General features: G+C 64.9%; 24 protein-coding genes. 19 read left to right on the top strand and 5 right to left on the bottom strand.

What is annotated here, in order from left to right; translation table 11 throughout:
* Positions 1-615: 615 nt before the first annotated feature.
* Positions 616-924, top strand: a complete 309-nt coding sequence (locus Q2T94_RS01205; RefSeq protein ID WP_302262579.1) for a hypothetical protein — start codon at positions 616-618, stop codon at positions 922-924.
* Positions 925-1,112: 188 nt separating this feature from the next.
* Here the strand turns inward: Q2T94_RS01205 and Q2T94_RS01200 are convergent, their stop codons facing one another.
* Positions 1,113-1,445 (bottom strand): ArsR/SmtB family transcription factor, encoded by a 333-nt coding sequence (locus tag Q2T94_RS01200; RefSeq protein WP_302262578.1) that lies wholly within the window; start codon positions 1,443-1,445, stop codon positions 1,113-1,115.
* Between the two features lie 50 nt (positions 1,446-1,495).
* Positions 1,496-2,506, bottom strand: a complete 1,011-nt coding sequence (locus Q2T94_RS01195; protein WP_302262577.1) for a zinc-dependent alcohol dehydrogenase family protein — start codon at positions 2,504-2,506, stop codon at positions 1,496-1,498.
* A 423-nt stretch (positions 2,507-2,929) separates the two neighbouring features.
* On the opposite strand from Q2T94_RS01195, the gene Q2T94_RS01190 reads away from it, so the two are divergent.
* Positions 2,930-3,271: a hypothetical protein gene (locus tag Q2T94_RS01190; RefSeq protein ID WP_302262576.1), complete on the top strand. Its 342-nt coding sequence runs from the start codon at positions 2,930-2,932 to the stop codon at positions 3,269-3,271.
* Between the two features lie 394 nt (positions 3,272-3,665).
* Here Q2T94_RS01190 and Q2T94_RS01185 read toward each other — a convergent pair whose 3' ends face one another.
* Both Q2T94_RS01185 and Q2T94_RS01180 read right to left on the bottom strand, forming a co-directional pair.
* Positions 3,666-4,112, bottom strand: coding sequence for a DUF5956 family protein (locus tag Q2T94_RS01185; protein ID WP_302262575.1), 447 nt, complete (start codon positions 4,110-4,112; stop codon positions 3,666-3,668).
* A 336-nt stretch (positions 4,113-4,448) separates the two neighbouring features.
* Positions 4,449-4,727 (bottom strand): hypothetical protein, encoded by a 279-nt coding sequence (locus Q2T94_RS01180; protein ID WP_302262574.1) that lies wholly within the window; start codon positions 4,725-4,727, stop codon positions 4,449-4,451.
* A 312-nt stretch (positions 4,728-5,039) separates the two neighbouring features.
* Between Q2T94_RS01180 and Q2T94_RS01175 the strand changes: the two genes are divergently transcribed.
* The 7 genes from Q2T94_RS01175 to Q2T94_RS01145 all read left to right on the top strand — a co-directional run bounded on the left by Q2T94_RS01175 (position 5,040) and on the right by Q2T94_RS01145 (position 10,549).
* Positions 5,040-5,426 (top strand): ArsR/SmtB family transcription factor, encoded by a 387-nt coding sequence (locus Q2T94_RS01175; RefSeq protein ID WP_302262573.1) that lies wholly within the window; start codon positions 5,040-5,042, stop codon positions 5,424-5,426.
* Entirely contained in the window at positions 5,423-7,369 is a 1,947-nt protein-coding gene (locus Q2T94_RS01170; RefSeq protein ID WP_302262572.1) for a heavy metal translocating P-type ATPase, read from the top strand. The genes Q2T94_RS01175 and Q2T94_RS01170 overlap by 4 nt, the downstream gene beginning before the upstream one ends.
* A complete protein-coding gene (gene lspA / locus Q2T94_RS01165; RefSeq protein WP_302262571.1) occupies positions 7,366-7,875 on the top strand; it encodes a signal peptidase II in 510 nt (169 codons plus the stop codon). The genes Q2T94_RS01170 and lspA overlap by 4 nt, the downstream gene beginning before the upstream one ends.
* Before the next feature lie 50 nt (positions 7,876-7,925).
* Positions 7,926-8,660 (top strand): ZIP family metal transporter, encoded by a 735-nt coding sequence (locus Q2T94_RS01160; RefSeq protein WP_302262570.1) that lies wholly within the window; start codon positions 7,926-7,928, stop codon positions 8,658-8,660.
* A 235-nt stretch (positions 8,661-8,895) separates the two neighbouring features.
* Complete coding sequence (locus tag Q2T94_RS01155; protein WP_302262569.1) at positions 8,896-9,597, top strand: DsbA family protein; 702 nt, start codon at positions 8,896-8,898, stop codon at positions 9,595-9,597.
* Positions 9,598-9,628: 31 nt separating this feature from the next.
* Entirely contained in the window at positions 9,629-10,267 is a 639-nt protein-coding gene (locus tag Q2T94_RS01150; protein WP_302262568.1) for a vitamin K epoxide reductase family protein, read from the top strand.
* Positions 10,268-10,315: 48 nt separating this feature from the next.
* Positions 10,316-10,549, top strand: a complete 234-nt coding sequence (locus tag Q2T94_RS01145; protein WP_436836802.1) for a GDCCVxC domain-containing (seleno)protein — start codon at positions 10,316-10,318, stop codon at positions 10,547-10,549.
* Between the two features lie 396 nt (positions 10,550-10,945).
* On the opposite strand, the gene Q2T94_RS01140 is transcribed toward Q2T94_RS01145, so the two are convergent.
* The gene (locus Q2T94_RS01140) at positions 10,946-12,169 is read right to left on the bottom strand and encodes an FAD-dependent monooxygenase (RefSeq protein ID WP_302262566.1); all 1,224 of its coding nucleotides are present in this window, start codon (positions 12,167-12,169) and stop codon (positions 10,946-10,948) included.
* Between the two features lie 172 nt (positions 12,170-12,341).
* On the opposite strand from Q2T94_RS01140, the gene Q2T94_RS01135 reads away from it, so the two are divergent.
* The 10 genes from Q2T94_RS01135 (at position 12,342) to Q2T94_RS01090 (ending at position 21,761) form a co-directional block, all read left to right on the top strand.
* The gene (locus tag Q2T94_RS01135; protein ID WP_302262565.1) at positions 12,342-13,520 is read left to right on the top strand and encodes a PucR family transcriptional regulator; all 1,179 of its coding nucleotides are present in this window, start codon (positions 12,342-12,344) and stop codon (positions 13,518-13,520) included.
* Positions 13,521-13,658: 138 nt separating this feature from the next.
* Entirely contained in the window at positions 13,659-14,000 is a 342-nt protein-coding gene (locus tag Q2T94_RS01130) for a TM2 domain-containing protein (protein ID WP_302262564.1), read from the top strand.
* A gap of 118 nt (positions 14,001-14,118) precedes the next feature.
* Positions 14,119-17,019 (top strand): FtsK/SpoIIIE family DNA translocase, encoded by a 2,901-nt coding sequence (locus Q2T94_RS01125; protein WP_302262563.1) that lies wholly within the window; start codon positions 14,119-14,121, stop codon positions 17,017-17,019.
* Positions 17,020-17,028: 9 nt separating this feature from the next.
* On the top strand, positions 17,029-17,628 hold the full coding sequence (pgsA, locus tag Q2T94_RS01120) for a CDP-diacylglycerol--glycerol-3-phosphate 3-phosphatidyltransferase (protein WP_264270311.1): 600 nt from the start codon (positions 17,029-17,031) through the stop codon (positions 17,626-17,628).
* A gap of 31 nt (positions 17,629-17,659) precedes the next feature.
* Positions 17,660-18,160, top strand: a complete 501-nt coding sequence (locus Q2T94_RS01115) for a CinA family protein (protein ID WP_302262562.1) — start codon at positions 17,660-17,662, stop codon at positions 18,158-18,160.
* A 219-nt stretch (positions 18,161-18,379) separates the two neighbouring features.
* Entirely contained in the window at positions 18,380-18,805 is a 426-nt protein-coding gene (locus Q2T94_RS01110) for a helix-turn-helix domain-containing protein (protein WP_217390542.1), read from the top strand.
* Between the two features lie 137 nt (positions 18,806-18,942).
* A complete protein-coding gene (locus Q2T94_RS01105; protein WP_264270309.1) occupies positions 18,943-19,167 on the top strand; it encodes a DUF3046 domain-containing protein in 225 nt (74 codons plus the stop codon).
* Positions 19,168-19,377: 210 nt separating this feature from the next.
* Positions 19,378-20,424 (top strand): recombinase RecA, encoded by a 1,047-nt coding sequence (gene recA / locus Q2T94_RS01100; protein WP_217390544.1) that lies wholly within the window; start codon positions 19,378-19,380, stop codon positions 20,422-20,424.
* A gap of 4 nt (positions 20,425-20,428) precedes the next feature.
* Positions 20,429-21,292: a regulatory protein RecX gene (locus tag Q2T94_RS01095; RefSeq protein WP_302262561.1), complete on the top strand. Its 864-nt coding sequence runs from the start codon at positions 20,429-20,431 to the stop codon at positions 21,290-21,292.
* A gap of 187 nt (positions 21,293-21,479) precedes the next feature.
* Positions 21,480-21,761, top strand: coding sequence for a pyrophosphorylase (locus tag Q2T94_RS01090; protein WP_264270307.1), 282 nt, complete (start codon positions 21,480-21,482; stop codon positions 21,759-21,761).
* Positions 21,762-21,818 lie beyond the last annotated feature (57 nt).

Genomic DNA, 21,818 nt, shown 5'->3' with positions numbered 1-21,818 from the left:
GTGTCATAGGTCACCGATTATGCCAGCGTTAGGGGTGGGATAAACCGCCGACGATGGAAAAGCGTCATCGTCAGCCAGGAAGGAGTTCGACACCCCGGCCACCGGATCTACCGCCGGCGCTCACCGTTCATCTACGAGTCGAGCATCAGCGGAGACTCAGAAGAAGGCGAATTTCCGATTCAACACTGCACTTTGGCCTCTCTGGGGCGGGACCTTACCTTGACCTGTGGACAGTACGCCATCCACATTGCTTCTGCCTTCGAGTGAAGAGTAGATGCCGAGGGCCTGATTCGATATCCAGGCGACTCCCGCCCAGAGCTGTCACCGAGCACCACATGACTTTGTGCGGCATGCGCCGTGCGTCATGTGCACAACGTTCACCGGACAATCCGTTGTTCTTTTGTCAGCGGTGGCACCATGTACACCGCCGGGACATGCGACATCGTCGTAGCCACTGACCGTGTACAGGTCCGATAGGCGGGACGGTAGGTTTGAAGAATGAGATCGATTCGGAGAGTGGTTTGCGGACTTTCGGCTGGAGCACTCGCAGCTTTGCTGACTGGGTGCTCGGTCGACTCATTGATCTGGGGGAGCGATGGCGCCGAGGTGATTCAAATGACCGAGACGCTCGTGAATGACTTGGCTTCGGGTGGAACCTCAGGCGTTGTCTGTATTGATTCCGTGGCGGACCTCGGTGCGCCCAGCGATTGGTCAGGGCTTTCGGCAGGCGAGCCGGAAGAGTTTTTCGCGGAGTATTGGGACGACCAAGCGGCGCTCGACCCTCAGTGGAGTATCAACCTGGAGGGCCTCCCCAAGGGTGCAGTGCCCGGGAGCCACTATCCGGGAGACGTCTTTTACCGAGAGACCGACGACGGGCTGTGTGTGATCGACGTTGCCTGGGCGACGCTCGTCGCCGTGGGCTGACCCAGCCAGGCGTAACCCCGCTCTGCGCAAGTGGGTGGTTGAACAGTCGCCGAAAAGGAGTCCTCTGCCCAGTTCGTGTCACGACCGGTAGCCGAACCTCCCGCGGGATGGACTGCGTCGTATTTTTCTCGGCATTGCGCCCCCGGCCTTCGGTCGGTGCACACGCTGGGCGACGAAGCGCGCCGGTGCTACTTGGGTGTCGTGGTCGCCAGCCCGGCGATGACCGAGGGCAGGAAGCCCGGGTAGGCCCGTTCCATGTCGTCTATTCGCAGGAGGTTCATCCTGGAGGTGCCGACGTAGTACTGGTGCAGGACGCCGGCCTGCCGCAGGGCCGTGAAGTGGTGCGTTGCCGTGGAGGCCTTGATGGGCAGTTCGATGGCTCCGCAGCTCAGTGCTTCCTCTGCGTTGGCCAGTTGCTTGAGGATGCTCAGGCGCACGGGGTCTGCGACGGCGGCGAGGATACGGGGGAAATCAAAGTCGGCGATGTCGGGTTCGTCCGAAATCTTGGTGCTTCGTGCCATGGTTGTCCTTCTCTCAGCCTTCGATCTTACTGCTCGCCGCCGCCCGTCCGTTAGTTGACCTGGATAACGATCTTCCCGAACGCTCCGCGGGCGAGCTGGGCGTAGGCGGCGTGGGCTTCCTCGAAGGGGTAGACGGTGTCGATGACCGGGTTGATGGTGTGTTCGCCGAGGAACGTGACCAGGTCTTCGAAGGCGCGCAGGTGCCCGACCGCGATCCCCTGGATCTGGGCCTGGTGCCAGATGACGTCCATCAGGTCCAGGGTGGTGCTTTGGCCCTGGAGGAATCCGATGACCGCGACCAGTCCGTTGCCCTTGGCAACGCGGACCGAGTCCTTCAGCCCGTCGCCGCCAACGACGTCTAGCACGACGTCCACGCCCTGGCCGTCGGTCAGTTCCAGGACGGCTGCGGCCCAGTCAGGGGTGGTGAGGTAGTTGATGGTGTCCGTTGCCCCCAGTTCTCGGGCGCGTACCAGCTTTTCGTCGCTGCTTGAGGTCACGATGACTCGGGCACCAAGGGCCGAAGCGAGCTGGATGGCGAAGATCGAGACGCCTCCGGTGCCCTGGACCAGGACAGTATCGCCGGGCTTCACCTTGCGGTACTCGCGCAGGACGAACCACGGGGTGAGTGCGGCGATCGGCAGGGTTGAGGCTTCGAGGTCGCTCATGTCCAGGGGAGTGGGGACGACGTTGTCCTCGCCGAGGATCTGGTATTCGGCCAGTCCGCCGTTGATGGGCCCGCCGGTCTGGAAGTCGGCGTATTCGTTTAGCCACGGCCCATCGTGCCAGGTGGAGTAGAAGTGGGAGGTGACGCGGTCCCCGACCTTGTATTTTGTTACGCCCGCCCCTACTGCGGCCACGACTCCGGAGGAGTCGGCCACCGGGATCAGTCCTTTTGAGATCTTTTCGGGCATGTAGATGCCGTCTACCAGGGCCTTGTCTCGGTAGTTCAGCGAGACGGCCGAGACCTTGATGAGAAGTTCCCCGGCGGCCGGTTGGGGTGTCGGGATCTCGTGCAGGTTCAGGTTCTCGAGGCCGAAGTCGTCTAGCATCCAGGCGCGCATATGTGTCCTTTCGTTGGGCGAGGCACCGTGCCTCGCCTCGTCCATCCTGAACGATATTTCGATCTACGTCAAATATGATGATGATCGAACAATGGTTGTTCCGCCGCGTGACCGGTCATCACGGGTGCTGTCGGGCATCCTTTGAAGACATGGCAAGATCCGCTTCATCCCCATCTGCCGTCCGACTTCAGCAGCGGTCCGGTGCGCGTCGTCGCTGAATTTAGGTAGCGCCGGATCAGCGCCGGGTGGATCCAAAGCTGCATACTCCGCCATCCGAGGTGGGGGCGGAGATGCGCGACCGGACCGATGAGGGAAAGCTCACCGGACACATCGCCGGGGCCATGCGAAGTCTCGGCATAAACCGTCGAAAGCGAGGAACCTGCACAGACCCTGGGTCCGCGGGGTAGCTACGGAGGTGTAACGATGGGTCTCACCCCGTTGCAATCCTTTGGACCTGATGCTTGGCTGATGGCAGTGGAGCACAAGGAGCGAGGGGATCGTGTGGAAGCGTCAAACTTGTCCAAGACGACGATGTGGACGGGCCTGATCCTAGGTGCCACGGCCGTACTATTGATCGCGTTCAGCCCTCAGATCATGGGCAGCTTCGGAACCACCAGAGTTATCGAAGATGCGCCCGTTGCCATGGCCGTGTCCACGATCTATCTGCTAGTGACGGTTACCTTCTTGCCGTTTTCCGCAGCTTTGGTCGCCGCTTCGCTGATCATGCGCCATGCTGAATCGCTTTCGCATTCCAAGCAAACCTGAATGGATCGCACCATTAATTGACCATGCTCCGTCCGCCGAGGGGTCGTTGGGGATTTCCCAGAAGGACCCTCGGAGATGCCATTTTCGAAGGCGAGTGCACTGGGCGTCCAAAGCCGTCTGCACTGCGCTAGTGCGTCCGTAAGCCGAAGCTCCAGCGGGACGTGTTGCGGGCTTCCTGGGCGCGGGCAGTCCGCTACTTGCGACGGCGCCAGCGGCGAATGGGGAACCTCAAGAATGACAGCAGGATGATCCCCGCCGCACACGCAACGATGACCCCTGGAAGTTCAGGCCAATAGAGGATGTTTTCCGGGTAGACGACCTCGGGTGACGGGGGGTGGCGCCTGGAGGTGAACGCGCATGGGCCGCCCTTGTCGTTGAGGGTTGTGGATGATCATCATTCTATCGTAGACCTGAGGTAGAGGTCTTTGATGGTGGCACCGAAGTTGGCCGCCTCACGGATTATGTCCCGATCCCGATGCGGCATCCTGAAGTCTGCCTCATTGAGACGGCCCCAGAAATCCTGCTCATCGTTGACGACGGCAGGCAAGCGCATGAACCAGCGATAGCCGTGCGGTCGGGCCGGCAGCCCGGCATCCAAGAGGTATTCGTCAATGCCGTCTTCAATGTCATGGACGTCTGCCTCTGTGATGGTCTCGGTCCAAGAACTAGTGGCGCCGCCCGCCGATTCACACTTCACCTTTATCAGGTCGGTGCGTTCGCCCATCGGCTCGCGCGCCACGTTCTTCGGTCCGGCGAACCACGCGGCGATGGCGCCCCAGCCATTCTCGCTGAGCTCTATCCAGCCCAAGGGGCGGTTACCAATTGGATAGGTGTCCCACATATCGACTCACCCTTCATACGCAAGCCCGCAGTCGGCCCGGCCGGACCAACTCTGTCAGGCTACAAGGCGTCGCGCCAGCCCAACTCCGAAACATTCTTGTTTCAGACGACAGTTGCATGGCGGCATCATGGCCGGAATGGAACCTTTACCGGACACTGAAATAAGTGATTGAGACCGCCAAGCCAGTTTCAGGCTCTGGCCTAGTGTCTCGAATGCTTCAGCGTGCCGCGTGGACCGAGCTGCCGTGCCTACCCGTCTTGTTGTGTGGGCGGTGCTGCCTTGGAGCGCACTCTTGCCATCCCGTCCGAGGCTGGTTTGCCGGGGGGACTTGCCGAATTAGTAAGTCTGGTTTCGGCGAACGAGAAAATACAAAGCCAGATAGACGAAGCCAAGCAGGAACGAAGGCAACGTGATCCAGGTGAGCAGGAAACGTTCGGAATAGGGGGAATTGTCAGAGGTTCCCACGGTTGCGCCGAAGATGCTGAAGACGGCAAAGGAGAGCGTCAGGACGGCGATGACCAGCAGGAACGTGCGGAGTTTGCTGCTGGGCCGTTTGCGGGCAGGGTGGGCTTGCGCGGTGCCCGAGGAGAAAAACGGCGAGTCATTCGTTTCCATGGCTGCTGCTGCTTTCCCTGTGTGTGACGCTCGGGTCATTTCCGTGATGGGTATCGATACAGCCAACACGACAGGGCAATAGGAAACAAGGGATGCAGTAGTTTTCAGCGTTAACTGTCGCAACCCCAAGCCCATCGATTCAAGGGGTCACTGGTTCAGTTGCGGAACCTTGACTGGGACTGTCATTTGCAAAATCCGCCATCAGAGGATCGGCTGCACAAAGGGTTCATGATCTTTCGAGGCGCACCGCAAGGGTACCCCAGCGGACTGACGCTTGAATCAATGATCATTAAATTAAGATATCATCAGTAAATGCTGATCAATCAAGATGCTCCGGTGGACGCGTGCGGGCTGGACCCCGCGGCCGCCTTGTTCCGTTCCCTTGGCGACCCGATCCGACTGAAGATCGTCAAGCGCATGTCCGGCGGCGAGGTACGGGTCAGCGACCTCACCCGTGAGCTGGGCCTGCCCCAATCCACGGCCTCGATGCATGTGGCCTGCCTGCGCGACTGCGGCCTGGTCGAGGGGCGCTCCCAAGGCCGCAGCGTGTACTACTCGCTGTCCCATCCGGAACTGATGGACATGCTCGCCCAGACCGAAATCCTGCTTGCCTCCACCGGCAACGCTGTCAGCCTGTGCCCGACCTACGGCCCCGACAGCACCACCGCCCCGATGGTTGAACAGGAGAACGCCCGATGAGCGACGCCTGCGGATGCAGCGACGAGACAACCGAAACCGGTGAAACCGAAAAAGCCCCGGGGTTCTGGCAGGTAACCGAGGTCCGGGCGGCCGCCGTGGCCGGCGCGCTGCTCCTGGCGGCGTGGATCACCTCGCTGGCCGGAGGCCCCCGGGTCGTGACACTGCCCCTGGAACTCGGTGCACTGCTGGTTGCCGCCTGGACATTCGTTCCCTCCACGCTCCGACGCCTGCTCAAGGGAAAAATCGGCGTCGGGACGCTGATGACGATCGCTGCCATCGGCGCGGTGGCCCTGGGTCAGTTCGAGGAAGCCGCGATGCTGGCCTTCCTCTACGCGATTTCCGAGGGGCTTGAAGAATACTCCCTGGCCAAGACCCGGCGCGGTCTGCGGGCGTTGCTGGACCTGGTTCCGGCCGAAGCCAGGGTCCTGCGCAACGACATCGAGGCAACAGTTTCCCCGGCCGATTTGGTCCCCGGGGATCGCCTGGTCGTCCGGCCAGGGGAACGCCTGGCCACCGACGGGCGGATCATCACCGGGCGCACCTCCCTGGACACCTCGGCGCTGACCGGCGAATCCGTCCCCGTCGAGGTCGGCCCCGGCTCCGAGGTCTACGCCGGGTCCATCAACGGCACCGGCCCTCTGGAAGTGGAAGTCACCAGCACCGCCGAGAACAACTCACTGGCCAAGATCGTGCATATCGTCGAGGCCGAGCAATCCCGCAAGGGCCCGGGCCAGAGACTGGCCGACTCCATCGCCAAGAAACTGGTCCCGGGAATCCTGATCGCCGCTGCCCTGATCATCGTCTTCGGCTTCATCGTCGGGGAACCGGCCCTGTGGTTCGAACGCGCCCTCGTCGTCCTGGTGGCGGCATCACCCTGCGCGCTGGCCATCTCCGTGCCCGTCACCGTGGTGGCCTCCGTCGGGGCCGCCAGCCGGATCGGAGTGCTCATCAAGGGCGGCGGGGCACTGGAAACCCTGGGCAAGATCCGCACCATCGCCCTGGACAAGACCGGAACATTGACCCGGAACAAGCCTTCGGTGATCGAGGTCGTGGGCACCGGGTCCGCGACCCGGGAACGAGTGCTTGCCCTCGCGGCCGGACTGGAATCCCGCAGCGAACACCCGCTGGCCCGCGCCATCCTCGCCGCGACCACCGAGCGCGCATCGGTCACCGACGTTGACACGATTCCCGGGGCGGGCCTGGAGGGGAACCTGGACGGCAAACGTGTCCGGCTCGGCCGCCCAGGATGGATCGATGCCGGAGCCCTGGCCCCGGACATCGAGCGGATGCAGCACGCCGGAGCCACGGCCGTGCTCATCGAGGACGACGGCAAGGTCATCGGCGCCATCGGAGTCCGCGACGAGCTGCGCCCCGAAGCACCCGAGGTCATCGCCAGGCTCACGGCCTCCGGCTACACCACGGCCATGCTCACCGGGGACAACATCATCACCGCAACCGCCCTGGCCCGGGCAGCGGGCATCACCGAAGTCCACGCGGACCTGCGCCCCGAGGACAAGGCGGAGATCATCCGCACCCTCCAAACCCGGCAGCCCACCGCGATGGTCGGGGACGGCGTCAACGACGCTCCCGCCCTGGCCACCGCCGACACGGGCATCGCCATGGGGGCCATGGGCACCGATGTGGCCATCGAAACCGCAGACATTGCGCTGATGGGCGAGGACCTGCACCACCTGCCCCAGGTCCTGGACCATGCGCGCAACACCCGGCGCATCATGCTGCAAAACGTGGGCCTGTCCCTGCTGCTGATTGCCGTGCTGATCCCGCTGGCCCTCTTCGGGGTGCTCGGGCTGGCCGCTGTGGTCCTCATCCACGAACTGGCGGAAATCGTCGTGATCGCCAACGGGGTCCGGGCCGGCCGGATCACCCGCCGGACTGCACTGAAAAGTACGCAGTCGGTCCCGGCGCTGGAGCCGAGCGCGTGAGCGCCGAAACGGGACCGGGGACCGGGACGCGTCCGCGCCCGGTCCTGCGGTTCCGGGCCGTGCTGCTCGCCTGGGCTGCCGCCCTGGCCGCAGCCGATCTGGTGATCAAGGCGGCGGCCGAGGCCCTGCTCTCCGACGGGCAGGTCATTGATCTGGGGCTGATCAACTTCCGGTTGCTCTACAACCCCGGCGTTGCGTTCAGCTTCGGGTCCTCCCTGCCGTCGTGGGCCGTCATTGCCGTGACCGGACTGATCATCCTCGCCCTAACCTGGTATCTGCTCTCATCGGCACCCACCATGACGGGGCTCTCGCGGGGAGGCGGGGCGCTGCTGCTGGGCGGCGCAATGGGCAACTTCATTGACCGGCTCGACGGGCGTGGCGTCGTGGACTACCTGCACACCGGGTGGTTCCCCACCTTCAACCTCGCCGATGTATTCGTCACCACCGGAGCAGCCGTTCTTGTCCTGGCCGCCTTCCTGCACCCCCGCACCACACCGGGAACGTAACCCAACCACGCTTTACCGGGCCTTGGGCCCGGTCGTTAGAAAGGTTCCCGATGCAGGGATTTTTGCTGGTCCTCGCCTTCGCTGCCCTGCCCGCTGCCGGAAATCTGCTCGGAGGCCTGGCCGCCGAATTCTTCCACGTCTCCGATAAGTCCCTCAGCAAGGCCCTGCACCTGGCGGCCGGAATAGTGCTGGCCGTCGTCGGCCTGGAGCTGATGCCCGAAGCCCTCAACGGCAACCCCGCATGGGTTCCCATTGCGGCCTTCGCCGCCGGCGGTGCCGCGTTCATCGGACTCGAACGGCTCATTGCGTTCCTGACACAACGGGCAGGTGCCGGAAAAGACGCCGAGGGTCCGATGGCCATCTTCACGGGAGTCGCGCTCGACCTGTTCAGCGACGGCGTCATGATCGGCACCGCAAGCCTCATCAACCCGTCCCTGGGACTGTTGCTGGCCCTGGGCCAGGTCCCTGCCGACATTCCCGAAGGATTCGCCGCCATCGCCACACTCAAGCGGGCCAAGGTCCGGCGAAGCCAACGCATCCTGCTGTCCCTGGCCTTCGGCATCCCGATACTTCTCGGAGCAAGCATCGGCTACTTTGTCCTGCGCGACGCACCCGAAATCATCACCCTGTCGGTCCTGGCCCTGACAGGCGGGATCCTGACCAGCGTGGTCATCGAAGAAATGATCAGCGAAGCCCACGAAGGCGAAACCAGCCGGACCGACCCGATCTACCTCACCGTCGGTGCCGGACTCTTCGCGCTGATTTCCGTCTACCTCGGCGCATGAGCTACCCCGAACAATCCACAGGGAACCAATTCGCGCTGAGCCGTCGTCCTGATCCACGAGGTCACAGAGGTCATCGTGATCTTCAACGGTCTGCGTGCAGCCCGAACCAAAAACACCAGTCGCCCCGGAGCTCCACTCAACGAGCATGCAAGCATCCACGCTCAGCGACCAACCCAGCCCCCACCTCCTAGCCGGTCCGGCACGCCGGACCGCAAACCACAGAACGGAACACCACATGACCAACACCGCCCCCTCAACCACCCGAGCCCCGAAGAAGCCCAAGATCGTGGTCTGGATCCTGCTGGCGATCGCCGTTGTCGCGGGCATCATCGGCTACGTCATTGCCCAGGGCAACTCCACGACCGCGGCCCCCGAGACCACCGCCGCCCCCGACGCCGCCGCCCAACAACAGGTCGTGCGGGAGAACAGCCGCGTGCTGTCCCAAGCCCCAGACGAGAAGGCGGTCCTGGTGGAGTTCCTGGACTTCGAGTGCGAGGCCTGCGGTGCGGCCTACCCGTTCGTCGAGGAGCTGCGTGCCGAGCACTCGGAGAACGTCACCTTCGTCCACCGGTACTTCCCGCTGCCCGGACACCTGAACTCCATGAACGCCGCCGTGGCCGTGGAGTCCGCGGCGCAGCAGGACGCCTACGAGCCGATGTACAAAAAGATGTTCGACACCCAGGCCCAATGGGGCGAATCCGCCGAGAACAAGAGCGCCCTGTTCCGCACCTATGCCGAAGACCTGGGACTGGACATGGCCGCCTACGACGCCGCCGTCGCCAACCCCGCCACCGAGGAACGCGTGAAGCTCGACGTCAACGACGGCAAGGCCCTGGGCGTCACCGGAACCCCGACGTTCTTCCTCGACGGAAAGATGCTCACGGTGCAGAGCCTGGATGAGTTCAGGGCCGCCGTCGCCGCGACGGCCGCCAACTAATCCGCCGTCGCCAGATCCGGAAGAAGACTCCATGAGCACACCTATCACCGCTGAACCCATAGCCGGCCCCCGGGACCAGGAGATCCGGCTGCCCCGCTTCGCCCGCCCCCGCACGTTCGGCCTCGTGCTGCTGGTTACCGGGGCTGTGGCCTGGGTCGCCTCGGCCATCCTCGTCCTGGAACGCCTGGCCCTGTATGAGAACCCGGGCCACATCACCAGCTGCGACGTGAACCCGTGGGTGTCCTGCGGGCGGGTCATGGGCACCTGGCAGTCGGAATTGTTCGGCTTCCCCAACCCGTTGATCGGCATCGTCGCCTTCGCCCTCATCCTGGCCACCGCCATGATGGTGCTCTCCGGGGCCGCCCCGGGGCGCTGGTACTGGACGGGACTGCAAGCCGGAGTGACCTTGGGCGCGGTGTTCGTGGCCTGGCTCTGGAGCCAGGCCCTGTTCGAGATCTACATCCTGTGCCTGTACTGCATGGTGGTGTGGGCGGCAATGATCCCCCTGTTTATCCTGCTCACGGTCCGCAACCTCGTCCACGGCGTCATTCCCGCGCCCCGGGCCGTGACCAGGTTCGCTGCCGACTGGGCGGGCACGCTCGTGGCCATCGCCTACGTCGTGGTCGCAGGGTCGGTCTTTCTGCGATTCCTGCCCGCTTTCACCGGCTGACCGGTCACCCAAGCCACCGGGGCCGTCAACCGCATTTTCTACCAACCCATGGAGAGCCAAGAGATGTCCGTCGAACTAAACTCCGTTCTGTCGTGCCCGTCGTGCGGCGTAGCCACTGCCGTTCAGATGCCGACCGACGCATGCCAGTTCTTCTGGGTATGCCCCGGCTGCGGGGAACGTCTACGCCCAGCGGCTGGGGACTGCTGCGTTTTCTGCTCCTATGGGACGGTTCCCTGCCCACCCAAACAGCAGGAGCGGGGGACTGCGCCAAACAAGGCATGAAACCCTTACCGGTGAGAACCGTCGATCGCGGATTCAGCACCCATAGATCCAGCGCCGGACCACTTTCGTGAAATCGGGGTAGTGAATCCGAATGGATCGGCTTGAGCATCTGGTTCCCCGCCCGGATGCTTCTGCACTGTCCCGAAAGCCGGTGGGCTACCGGAACGCACCAGGGCCTGACCTCAATGTTCGAAGTTTCTCAGATTCACAGGAAAGTCGGGTGTTCCGTAAGACCTGTCCGGTGAAACGTCCGGTGACGGGACGCGAAACGGAACACCAGCACAAGCCCGATTCACCCTCGGGGAAGCGGGGCAACCGTTGTCGAGCACGCACGCGTCTGGTCGATCACGGCTTCCCGCTGCCGATGCGTATGCTGCCAGAGCGCGCGGGAACCGATTAGGTCGAGGCAGGCTGAAGGGAACGTGCTGCCTGGAATTCGTGGATCCAGCCCAGGTGGCGTTCCCACGCATCCGGCGCTGCAAGCCGGGCATTCCGCGCATCGGCGCGTTCCCCATCGGGCAAGTGCAGGACATCGGCGGTCGTCGCCGAGGCGATCTGCACCTTGCGGGTGCGCTCGATCCGCACGTCCTGGTAGCGCTGGCGTGCCGCGTCCCAGCCGGAGCCGTCTTCCAGTGACTGGATGAGGCAGTCCGCCAGAACGATGGCGTCCTCGATGGACTGGTTGGCGCCCTGCCCGTGGTGGGGCACCAGAGCGTGGGCGGCATCTCCCATGAGGGTCACCCGCCCGCGGCTCCACTGGTGCAGCGGCGGACGCTGGAACAGTGCCCAGCGGTCTCCGGTCGGCGCGGCGCCGATCATCTGCTGGACCGCAGGATGCCAACCCTCGAAGGCCTTGAGGTGGGCTCCCTCTTCATCTGCGGTGGCCCAGGCAGGGCCTTCCCACGGCCCGTCGTGCCGGCGGACCAACAAGTAGTTCTGCTCTCCGCTGCCGATCGGGTAGTGCAGGAGGTGGCCGCCGGGGCCCATCCAGAACTGGATGGCCTCGGGATCCGGCAGGTCCGCCAGGGCCTCGGGGGAGACGATCCCGCGCCAACCGGAACAGCCGGAGAACTGGGCATCGTCGTATCCGACGACGTGGCGGCGCAGCGTCGAGCGGGCGCCGTCCGCGCCGATCACGAGGTCGGCCTCGACGACGTCGCCGTCGGTGAAGTGCAGGCGCACGGCGTCGGCGGTTTCCTCGATCCGCTCGCAGGCCTTGGACAGGTGCAGGCCTTCACCGCCCAGGCGGTCCACCAGCAGCTTCTGCAAGTCCGCCCGGTGGATGCCGTAGTACGGTGCGCCGCATGTGGCTTGGTATTCCTCGCGGGAGGAAACCCTGCCGATGACCCGGCCGTCACGGCCGTCGCGGAACACCAGGCCGTCCACGCTGGCAGCCGCCGTAGCCAGACCGGCGCCGATGCCGGTTCGCTCAATCAGGTAGCGGGTCGCATTGGCGGAGAGGGCAACGGCCGCGCCCACCTCACGCAGCTCGGCCACCCGGTCGAAGACCAGCGGTTCCAGGCCGCGGCGGCGCAGTTCGATGGCCAGGGTCAGCCCGCTGATGCCGGCACCGATGATGGCAATGCGGCGGCCGCGTGGCTGGTTGATGGTGGTGTGCATGGAAAAATCCTTCTGGTGGAAACGGTGCTTGTGCGTCCCGTCCACCCTACGTAGCGGGTGACGCCGACCACATCGGCATGCGGTTGGAGTTTGGGTTCCGCATTTGCGACACAGTGTCGCAATTGATTGGTTTTGGCCGCAGTCTGCGGCCTACCATGGGCGGATGAACCGCATGCCGGAACTCCACGACGCCATCCAGGACCTCTCCGAGGCAATGGGCCGGCGACTGGTCGTGCTGGATCGCACCATGCGGGTCATCGCCTATTCAATCCATGAGTCCCCCCAGGACCGTCTGAGCCTCTCCCGCATCCTGGCCCACAGCGATTCGTGGGAGGCGCCGGCCACGACGAACCAGGGGAGTGCCGTCCACGACCTGGAAGGCATCGGGTCCGTCGTGATGCACCGGTTGCTGGGCGCCGACCGGCACATCGTCGGGCACCTGCTGCTGACCCCTGCCGAGGGCACTGCCGCCGGCCCTTTGGGGGACTTCGTCGCCGGGCACTCGCTCGATCGCATCAGCCGGCTTCTGGAGTCGCGGGACGCCGGTCTTCGGGCACTGCTGGACCGCTCGGGTGCACTGGCCCTGGACCTGGTCTCCCACGAGGACGAACGGCGCGAGAGCGCGGCGGCAACCCTGCTCGGCGAGGGGATCTTCGGGGCCTCCGAGCACTATTGCGCGGTCGCGGTCGGGCCCGGCACAGTGGATGCCGACGCGGCTGCCAAGGGCCGGGTGGAACAGGCCGTCGCGCAAACCATCCGCTTCGTCAACGACACCTCGACGGCCAGCGTGATTGGCGGCGTCGCCGAGGAAGGCAACGGTGTGCTGATTTTCCCCCGCCCGGTGGTTGCCCCTCGCCTGGCACGAATTCTCACCCGTCCCCAACTCGCCCCGGCCCGGGCAGGCATCGGTCCGCTGGCGCCCCTGGACGGACTGCATTTTTCCTATCGGCGGGCGGGCTGGGCCCTTCGTGCCACCAGCCTGGCGCCGGCCGACCACCCGGTGGCGGTGCACTGGGCCGACTCAGGTGCCGACGGCATACTGGCCACCTTGCCGTTGGACGGCCTTGGGGTGGCGGACCTGCCCTCCCCGGTAAGGCGCATCCTGCAGGAGCGCAAGACCCGGCACTGGGCGAAAACGCTGGAGGCCTTCCTCGAGAACGCGGGAGATATCCAGGCCACCGCCCAGGTGCTCAACGTGCACCGCTCCACCATCTACTACCGGTTGGAGAGACTCACCGAAGTCGCAGGCGTTGACCTGCGGTTGGGCACCGTCCAGCGCGACCTGCACCTCGGCCTCAGGCTTGCCCGGCTGGCAGGGTTCCTCGAACCACCAGCCAGTGCGGAGCAGTGACGGGCCACGGGAACCGGCCTGGCCCATGTCACCCAGCCATCGAGCCAGGGGAACCGTCCCCGGGCTCGGGTAGATTGGGAGGTTCCACACCACGCCCACCTCGCGTCCTGGACGCGTTGACACCTTCAGGGGGACCCCATGACCGAGGAAAACACCACACCGGGTACAACACCGCCGCAGCATTCCGGGCAGCCGGTCCACATCACCAACCATGTCGTCATCGTCCAACAGAAGAGCATGGCGGTGGCCTACTTGCTCTGGTTCTTCCTGGGACAGCTGGGCATCCACAAGTTCTACCTGAACAAGACCGGCATGGGCATCACCTACCTGCTGTTGGGCATCGTCGGCTGGGCCACCACCGTCTTGTTCATCGGCTGGGCCATCCTGGCGGTCCTCTGGATCATGCTGGTCATCGACTTGTTCACGATTCCCGGGGCCGTCGCCGCGGCCAACCATCGGACAGCGGGCATCCGTTACTGATCTGCTCCCGCTTTCCTGCCTTTGCCCGCACTGGTTGTGATGATTCTCCACGGCACCGGTTCCCCGACGGACCGTGTACATACGGGGCACGGGCGCCCTTGGGCGATACCCTAGAGCCATGGCCCCACGTACCTCTTCGCAAGGCGAGGGGAAAACGACCACGCGCAAACCGCGTGCGTCGAGCTCCTCTGCCAAGACGACCAGAAGCTCCAAGAGCACACCCGCACCGGTTGAACACGACTTCCCGCTGCCGGTGCGCATGGTGCGCTCCTTCTGGATGGGCATCGCGCGCGTCACCGGCGGCGCCTTCCGCAAGATCGGCCGCGACGTGCACCCGCCCTACGAGGTGCGCCGCGACGGCACCGGCCTTTTCCTGGTCATCATCGCCATCATCGTTGCCTCGGTGGAGTGGTGGGGGCTGCGCGGGACGGGCGGCTACGGCGGGTTCGTGCATGCTGTGGCCGGCGGAACCTTCGGGTTCATGGCAGTGCTCATGCCCCCGATCCTGCTCATCGGGGCCATCAGGCTCTTCCGCTGGCCCGAGGAGCACCGCGCCAACAACCGCGTGGGCATCGGCCTGGCCCTGCTGTCGCTGGCCGGCTCCGGGATCTCCCACGTGACCGGGGGACTGCCCCCGGTCTCCGCGCCCTTCGACGAACTCTGGGCGGCCGGCGGCATGCTCGGCGCCCTGGTTTCGGTCCCGCTGGCGGGGCTCATTTCCGGTCCCGGCGCCATGGCCGTGATGATCGCGCTCGGGCTGCTGAGCCTGATGATCCTCACCGCCACCCCCTTCAGGCACATCCCGGCGCGCTTCCGCGAGGGCTATGAAAAGCTCATGGGCCAGCACCCCGAATCCGCCCACCGCGCAGGCCACACGGAACTGACGGGCGACGAGCACGACCAGTCCTACCTCTACGACGAACAACCGGAGAAAAAGCCGCGCAAGAAGATGCGGCTCTTCGGCAAGGACAAGGACGCCGAGGCCATTGCCGCCGAAGACCTGCTGGGCAACTCCGGCGAGGGCGCCTACGACCAGGCGGTCATCACCGACGCCTACGACCACACCACGGCACCCGGGTCCAACCCGGTGGACCTCTACGACGAGGCGGTCGACGCAGCGCACGAGGAACCGGCCATCCGCCCGGGCGTGCGCCGCCCCACCAAGGATGAACGCGAGCGCGCCGCGATCATGGACGCCGTCGGACTGGGCAGGGAACCCGAGGCCGACACCCAGGCCATGAGCGCCATCGACCTCACCTCCTACGACACCGAGGACGCCGCCACCTCCGCGATTCCGCAGGTCCCCTCGCGGCCCTCCGCGGCCCCGCTGCCGCCGATCCCTGCACGCACCGAACAGCTCCAGCTCTCCGGGGACGTGGCCTACACGCTGCCGTCCTCCGACTTCCTGCCCGCCGGCCCGCCGTCCAAGGAACGCTCCGAGGCCAACGACGCGGTGGTAGCGGCGCTGACCAACACGCTGCAGCAGTTCAAGGTCGACGCGAAGGTCACCGGCTTCTCCCGCGGCCCCACGGTCACCCGCTATGAGATCGAGCTGGCCCCGGGCACCAAGGTGGAGAAGGTCACCGCCCTGTCCAAGAACATCTCCTACGCCGTGGCCTCCTCGGACGTGCGCATCCTCTCGCCGATCCCGGGCAAGTCCGCGATCGGCATCGAGATCCCCAACGCCGACAAGGAAATCGTCGTGCTGGGCGACGTGCTGCGCAGCCACAACGCCCGCAAGACCGAGCACCCCATGGTCATGGGCGTGGGCAAGGACGTCGAGGGCGGCTTCGTCGTGGCGAACCTCGCCAAGATGCCGCACCTGCTGGTGGCCGGTGCCACCGGAGCGGGCAAGTCCTCCTTCGTGAACTCGATGATCACCTCGATCCTGATGCGCGCCACCCCGGACGAGGTCCGCATGGTCATGGTCGACCCCAAGCGCGTGGAGCTCACCGCCTACGAGGGCGTACCCCACCTGATCACCCCCATCATCACCAACCCGAAGAAGGCCGCCGAGGCGCTGCAGTGGGTGGTGAAGGAAATGGACACCCGCTACGACGACCTGGCGAACTTCGGCTTCAAGCACGTGGACGACTTCAACAAGGCGGTGCGCAACGGCAAGGTCGTGGTGCCCGAAGGCTCCAAGCGCATTCTGAAGCCCTACCCGTACCTGCTGGTCATCGTCGATGAGCTCGCCGACCTGATGATGGTCGCCCCGCGCGACGTCGAGGACTCGATCGTGCGCATCACCCAGCTCGCGCGCGCCGCCGGCATCCACCTGGTGCTGGCCACCCAGCGCCCGTCCGTGGACGTCGTCACCGGCCTGATCAAGGCCAACGTGCCCTCGCGCATGGCGTTCGCGACCTCATCGGTCACCGACTCCCGCGTGGTCCTGGACCAGCCGGGCGCCGAGAAACTGCTGGGCCAGGGCGACGCGCTCTTCCTGCCGATGGGCACCTCCAAGCCCATGCGCGTGCAGGGTGCCTGGGTCACCGAGTCCGAGATCCACTCGGTCGTCGAGCACGTCAAGGGCCAGTTGAAGGCCGAATACCGCAACGACGTCGCCGTCGAGGCGCCCAAGAAGCAGATCGACGACGACATCGGGGACGACCTGGAGCTGTTGCTGCAGGCCACCGAGTTGGTCGTCACCACGCAGTTCGGTTCCACCTCGATGCTGCAGCGCAAGCTGCGCGTGGGCTTCGCCAAGGCCGGCCGGCTCATGGACCTGCTGGAGTCCCGCGGCGTGGTCGGCCCCTCCGAGGGCTCCAAGGCCCGCGATGTGCTGGTCAAGCCCGACGACCTGCCCGAGGTGCTGGCCGCGATGCGCGGGGACGAGGGCTCCGCCCAGGACGTGGTTCCCACCGCGACCGAGGCGGCGCTGGCGGAGAATGCCAACGCCAACCACTACGGCACGGACCTGGTCGCCGAGGACCTCGACGGCTTCGAACAGGCCGTTGACTACCACGACGGCGCTGACGACGAGGGCTCGGAAGACGCCTGGAACCTGACCGGACGGTAGCCTAGAAGAGTGACTGAAACCCCAGCGAACCCGCAACCGGCCCACGTGCCGACCCTGAACATCGCCAATGTGCTCACCACCCTGCGCATCCTCATGGTCCCGTTCTTCATCTGGGCCCTGGTGGCCGACGAGAAGGAATACGGGCTCATGCGCTGGGTGGCGGTGGCGCTCTTCGCGGTGGCCATGTACACCGACAAGCTCGACGGGGACCTGGCCCGCAGCCGCGGGTTGATCACCAACTTCGGCAAGATCGCCGACCCGATCGCAGACAAGCTGCTCACCGGCTCCGCGCTGGTGATGTTCTCGATCCTCGCCGAGCTGCCCTGGTGGATCACCATCGTGATCCTGGTGCGCGAATGGGGCATCACGCTCATCCGCTTCGTGGTCATCCGTTACGGGGTGATGGCTGCCTCGCGGGGCGGCAAGCTCAAGACCGTGATGCAGACGGTGGCCATCGTGCTGTACCTCCTGCCCTGGACCCACACGCTTGACTGGCTGGGAGTTGTGGCGTTCATCGTGATGCTGCTGGCCCTGGCGGTCACCGTGGTGACGGGCCTTGACTACCTCCTGAAGGCCTGGCAGCTGCGCGCAGCAGCCACCCGCGACTAACCGAAACGCCAACCTCCGAGGACCGATAGACATGACAGTGCCCCTGGATGCAAGCCCCGGCTCCGAGCTGGCCGGTCGGGTGATCGCCGCGGCCATCGCGTCGGGGACCACCCTGGCCACGGCCGAGTCGCTGACCGCCGGCATGATTGCTGCAACGCTTGCCGAGGTGCCGGGCGCCTCGGCGGTGCTGCAGGGCGGGGTGGTGAGTTACTCCGGCGGCGTCAAGGCCAAGGTGCTGGGGGTCGATCCCCGGCTGCTGGCCGAGCGCGGATCCGTCGACGGGGACGTTGCCAGGCAAATGGCAGAGGGCGCCAGACGCGCCTGCGATGCCGACCTGGCGGTCTCCGCCACGGGCGTGGCCGGTCCGGACGCCCACGACGGCAAGGGCGTGGGCACAGTTTTCCTTGGCTATGCCACGGCGTCGGGCAGCGGTTTCGTCGAGTACCATTTTGCCGGTGACAGGGCACGGATCCGACTTTCAAGCACCCTGGCGGCACTCGAATTGTTTTCCGCCCATCTGCCGCCCAGCTAGCGCACAGCTTAATGGGGCAAGGTGGCTATGAATCGTTTTGTGACAGCAATGCGGAATGATTTGCGGGTGTTGTGGATAATCACACACAGCAGTCGCTAAGGTGGGTGGCGGGGAACAAAAACCGACTCCCGGCAGTTATTACCCATGACGGGCACAAAAAAGTGACCCGCACCGATCGCCCCACAAGGCAATAGGACCGGAGAACAAAGGGCAATGCACATGGTCAAGCAACCAGTATCGGTAAACGGTGTGGTCCGTTGGCGTGATGTGGGCCTACAGAGCGAGGTCCGCCGCGACAAAGAGGAGCGCAAAATGGTAGTCCTTCGACACGAAATCGGCGACGTCCTCCGCGATGTCCGCCAACGCCAAGGTCGCACCTTGCGCGAAGTCTCCCACAGCGCCCGCGTCTCCTTGGGATACCTTTCCGAGGTCGAGCGTGGACAGAAGGAAGCTTCATCCGAGCTTCTCTCCTCAATCTGTGGCGCCCTCGAGGTTCCGCTTTCACTGATGCTCCGCGAGGTCAGCGACCGCGTTGCCATCGCAGAGGGCATCACCATTCCGGATACGGTCCCCGTGGACCTCACCAGCGAATTCGCCGGCGAATATCCGGTTGAACTCGGCAAGCGACTGGCCCCGAGCCACTAATCATCCAGACGCGGTCCCGGTGGTGTACCCGGTTCCGCGGCCATGACCCCCGTGCGGGTGTCCGTTCATCATGAACAGGACTCCGGTGCGGGGGTTTTTTGCTTAAGCGCCAAGCATCCCGTGGCACAATTGCGAGGGTGCGATTGAGTGATTTTTGGCGTCTGATGGACGACGAGTTCGGTGCGGGCTATTCCCGCACATTGGCTTCTTCCCTGGTGCTCGCTGCCGTGGGCGGGGTGACTGCGCAAGAAGCGCTGGCCAAAGGGGTCGCTCCGCGGGAGGTGTGGCTGGCGGTATGCGAGATGCAGGACGTGCCGCCCGAGCGCCGGTTGGGCAGGGACCAACCGATCAAGGAGAAGTAGAATATTCGAGGGACACACCCACCATCTTCGAATATCTGTTCGGAAGAGTGTAGAGTTCTCAATGAGAGTTCGTCGAGGTGAACGTGGCTGGTTTTTCCACAGCAACTACACCTCGAAACCAAAGTGTCGGCCAACCGTCGTACGCTCGTGGATAGACAAAGAGTACCGGCCAGACCCCTCATCGGATGGCCCTAACAACCGAGGTGAACAATGGCCGTTGGTAAAGATCGCGAGAAGGCACTCGAAGCTGCACTTGCACAGATCGACAAGCAATACGGCAAGGGTTCGGTCATGCGACTGGGCGACAAGACCGTTGCGCCGATTGCCGCCATCCCCACCGGGTCGGTGGCCCTGGACATCGCCCTGGGCATTGGCGGCCTGCCGCGCGGCCGCGTGGTGGAAATCTACGGTCCGGAATCCTCCGGCAAGACCACGGTTGCCCTTCACGCCGTGGCCAGTGCACAGCGCATGGGCGGCATTGCCGCCTTCATCGACGCAGAGCACGCGCTGGATCCCGAATACGCCAAGAAGCTGGGCGTCGACACCGACGCACTTCTGGTTTCCCAGCCGGACACCGGCGAGCAAGCCCTGGAAATCATGGACATGCTCGTGGGCTCCGGATCCGTCGACATCGTCGTGATCGACTCCGTGGCGGCACTCGTGCCCCGGGCCGAAATTGAAGGCGAGATGGGCGACAGCCACGTTGGCCTGCAGGCCCGCCTGATGAGCCAGGCGCTGCGCAAGATCACCGGGCGCCTCAGCCAGACACGCACCACTGCCATTTTCATCAACCAGCTGCGTGAAAAGATCGGTGTGATGTTCGGCAGCCCGGAAACCACCACCGGTGGCAAGGCGCTGAAGTTCTATGCGTCCATCCGCATTGACGTCCGCCGCATCGAAACGCTCAAGGAAGGCACCGTCCCGGTCGGCAACCGCACGCGTGCCAAGATCGTGAAGAACAAGATGGCCCCGCCGTTCAAGCAGGCCGAGTTCGACATCATCTACGGCCAGGGCATCTCCCGCGAAGGCAGCCTCATCGACATCGGCGTGGACCAGGGCTTCGTGAAGAAATCTGGCGCCTGGTTCACCTACGACGGGGACCAGCTGGGCCAGGGCAAGGAAAACGCGCGCAAGTTCCTGCGCGACAACCCGGACCTCGCCAACGAACTCGAACGCCAGATCCTCGAGAAGCTTGGCATTGGCCAGGCCGCCGAGGACAAGGACGGCGAGACCTTGCGCGTGGTCAAGGAGTCCTAGTTCCGTGGGCACCACCAAACACCAAGGCGGTTCGTCCGGCTTCCCACAGGGAGCCGAACGGCCGCTTTGGTCGTTCCCGGCCGACGGCAATTCCGACTGGGGCGACGTGTCCGAGATCCCCGCCTGGGCGCATAGCGAGGCGGCCTCGGCGGCCCCGCCGCCCGAGGAGGCACCCGGACCCCCCGAGGTGAAGCCCGCCTTCGGGGAGCGAGCCGGATATGCCGGTCGCAGCTCGGCGCGCACCTCCAAGCGCGGCGCCGGCGGCACGGGATCGTGGGGCGGCGGACGATCGGCCAACTCCGGTTCCAAGCGCGCCTCGACCCGGACACCCCGGACCCGGGAGAAGCGGCCCGCGGATGCCGCGGAACCCGCCGAGCTCACGGACGAGCAATATGCCACCAAGGGGCGCGCCATCCTTTTGCGGCAGCTCACCGCCTCGGCCAAGAGCCGGGCTCAGCTGAAAACCAAGCTGCTGGAAAAGGAGATCCCCGAGAACATCTCCGAGGACCTCTTGGATCGTTTCGAGGAGATCCAGCTCGTTGACGACGAGGCCTTTGCCGACGGCTGGGTGCGCTCCCGCGCGCGCAGTCGCGGCCTGGCCCGCGGGGCGATCAAGCGCGAGCTGCGGGAAAAGGGCGTGGACGACGAGACAGCCCAGCAGGCCCTGGAGCAGATCGACGACGGCGACGAGGAAGAACGTGCCCGGGAATTGGTGCGCACCAAGCTCCGTCCCGAATCGATGGGCGCTGACCGCGACAAGGCGCTGCGCCGACTCGTGGGGATGCTTGCGCGCAAGGGCTACGGCGGTTCGATGGCATTCCGCATCGCGCGCGAGGAATGGGACGTCCGCTTCGAAGAGCAGGGCTAGTACACGGACTTTCTCCGGTGCGTCGGCACGAAGGCCACTATCTCGCGTCTGTCGCGTTTGGCCCAAGGCGGTTCCCACGGCCTGCAATCCTTGGAAAATCCCTTGTCATCTTGTTAGAGTTATTCACGTTCGAGTCCCCGGCCACGGCGCCGGAATTACTGACCCCCACGAATCCTTGGAGGATTTCATGTCGCGTGTCCTATCAACAGAGCAGGCAAAAACCGCCATTCAGCAGATCCAGGCGATCATCAACGGCGGATTTACCGACCAGATCAGCCAGCTGGATGCCCAGGGACGCCTCCTCTCGGATCCAAACGTGTGGGATGGCCCGCTGGCAGCCCAATTCCGAGGTGCCACGTGGCCGGAGACAAAGGCCGCGCTGGACAAGGCCCGGACTGAACTCGAGGAGCTGCGTGGTCAGCTGAACCAGATCTCGACGAACATCTTCACCGCAGGTGGCGGCAACTAGCCTGGTTTTCCTTCGCCCCCGTTGTCACCGGCAGTGCCGCATTGACGACGGGGGCGT

The sequence above is a fragment of the Paeniglutamicibacter sulfureus genome (genome assembly GCF_030512175.1).
GTDB lineage: Bacteria > Actinomycetota > Actinomycetes > Actinomycetales > Micrococcaceae > Paeniglutamicibacter > Paeniglutamicibacter sulfureus.
The sequence above is the reverse complement of the archived record's forward strand: the minus strand, read 5'-3'. Positions and strand labels throughout refer to the sequence as shown.

Coding starts and splice junctions, on each gene's coding strand:
- Q2T94_RS01205 (WP_302262579.1), top strand. CDS start 616: ATGACCGAGACGCTCGTGAATGACTTGGCTTCGGGTGGAACCTCAGGC.
- Q2T94_RS01200 (WP_302262578.1), bottom strand. CDS start 1,445: ATGGCACGAAGCACCAAGATTTCGGACGAACCCGACATCGCCGACTTT.
- Q2T94_RS01195 (WP_302262577.1), bottom strand. CDS start 2,506: ATGCGCGCCTGGATGCTAGACGACTTCGGCCTCGAGAACCTGAACCTG.
- Q2T94_RS01190 (WP_302262576.1), top strand. CDS start 2,930: ATGGGTCTCACCCCGTTGCAATCCTTTGGACCTGATGCTTGGCTGATG.
- Q2T94_RS01185 (WP_302262575.1), bottom strand. CDS start 4,112: ATGTGGGACACCTATCCAATTGGTAACCGCCCCTTGGGCTGGATAGAG.
- Q2T94_RS01180 (WP_302262574.1), bottom strand. CDS start 4,727: ATGGAAACGAATGACTCGCCGTTTTTCTCCTCGGGCACCGCGCAAGCC.
- Q2T94_RS01175 (WP_302262573.1), top strand. CDS start 5,040: ATGCTGATCAATCAAGATGCTCCGGTGGACGCGTGCGGGCTGGACCCC.
- Q2T94_RS01170 (WP_302262572.1), top strand. CDS start 5,423: ATGAGCGACGCCTGCGGATGCAGCGACGAGACAACCGAAACCGGTGAA.
- Q2T94_RS01160 (WP_302262570.1), top strand. CDS start 7,926: ATGCAGGGATTTTTGCTGGTCCTCGCCTTCGCTGCCCTGCCCGCTGCC.
- Q2T94_RS01155 (WP_302262569.1), top strand. CDS start 8,896: ATGACCAACACCGCCCCCTCAACCACCCGAGCCCCGAAGAAGCCCAAG.
- Q2T94_RS01150 (WP_302262568.1), top strand. CDS start 9,629: ATGAGCACACCTATCACCGCTGAACCCATAGCCGGCCCCCGGGACCAG.
- Q2T94_RS01145 (WP_436836802.1), top strand. CDS start 10,316: ATGGAGAGCCAAGAGATGTCCGTCGAACTAAACTCCGTTCTGTCGTGC.
- Q2T94_RS01140 (WP_302262566.1), bottom strand. CDS start 12,169: ATGCACACCACCATCAACCAGCCACGCGGCCGCCGCATTGCCATCATC.
- Q2T94_RS01135 (WP_302262565.1), top strand. CDS start 12,342: ATGCCGGAACTCCACGACGCCATCCAGGACCTCTCCGAGGCAATGGGC.
- Q2T94_RS01130 (WP_302262564.1), top strand. CDS start 13,659: ATGACCGAGGAAAACACCACACCGGGTACAACACCGCCGCAGCATTCC.
- Q2T94_RS01125 (WP_302262563.1), top strand. CDS start 14,119: ATGGCCCCACGTACCTCTTCGCAAGGCGAGGGGAAAACGACCACGCGC.
- Q2T94_RS01115 (WP_302262562.1), top strand. CDS start 17,660: ATGACAGTGCCCCTGGATGCAAGCCCCGGCTCCGAGCTGGCCGGTCGG.
- Q2T94_RS01110 (WP_217390542.1), top strand. CDS start 18,380: ATGGTCAAGCAACCAGTATCGGTAAACGGTGTGGTCCGTTGGCGTGAT.
- recA (WP_217390544.1), top strand. CDS start 19,378: ATGGCCGTTGGTAAAGATCGCGAGAAGGCACTCGAAGCTGCACTTGCA.
- Q2T94_RS01090 (WP_264270307.1), top strand. CDS start 21,480: ATGTCGCGTGTCCTATCAACAGAGCAGGCAAAAACCGCCATTCAGCAG.